This window comes from Geobacillus sp. DSP4a (assembly GCF_013096875.1).
In the GTDB taxonomy this organism is placed as follows: Bacteria; Bacillota; Bacilli; order Bacillales; family Anoxybacillaceae; genus Geobacillus; species Geobacillus thermophilus.
This window is the reverse complement of sequence record NZ_SDLD01000199.1, coordinates 1-443: the sequence shown is the minus strand read 5'-3', so window position 1 is coordinate 443 and position 443 is coordinate 1. Positions and strand designations below refer to the sequence as shown.

2 protein-coding genes are annotated in these 443 nt (G+C 44.9%); both read right to left on the bottom strand.

The window, feature by feature from the left end:
* A partial coding sequence (locus tag ETC02_RS16980; protein WP_171698480.1) for a phage head closure protein occupies positions 1-213 on the bottom strand: 213 nt, incomplete at its 3' end.
* Positions 203-443: head-tail connector protein (locus ETC02_RS16975; protein ID WP_171698479.1), on the bottom strand; the 241-nt coding region annotated here is incomplete at its 5' end. The genes ETC02_RS16980 and ETC02_RS16975, both read right to left, overlap by 11 nt.

Here is a 443-nt window from a genome sequence, read left to right as displayed (position 1 = left end):
ATGCTCGTCTATGTCTTCGCGATGACGAATTGTAAATTCCACTGTCTTTTCCTTCTGGATCGCAGCCGCAGCATAATATTCTCGGCCTTTTAAACCCTCAGCTTTAGCCCAGCATTCAATTACCGTTTGCCAGCTGTCCTTTCCATCCACAGGCAGGCGGCCAGCAGGCTTCTTTTTCTGAAATTGAATACGGTATCTCATGTCATTCAACATTATGAGCAGCCTCCGGCAATGTATATTTGAGCTGATTGATCATGGTAGTCAGCACTCCGTCCAAGTTAGAAGTTGTCCCGGCAATTTCTCTGTTTTCATACCAGTGAGCAACGAACGCATTCACACACATTGCTGCCCTGGCTGATTTATTCGGGAATGTAAGACCGGTAGCCGAAGCAATGTATTCTTTTGCTGATGCAATAAAGTCTAAAATCAAATCATCCTCCAGA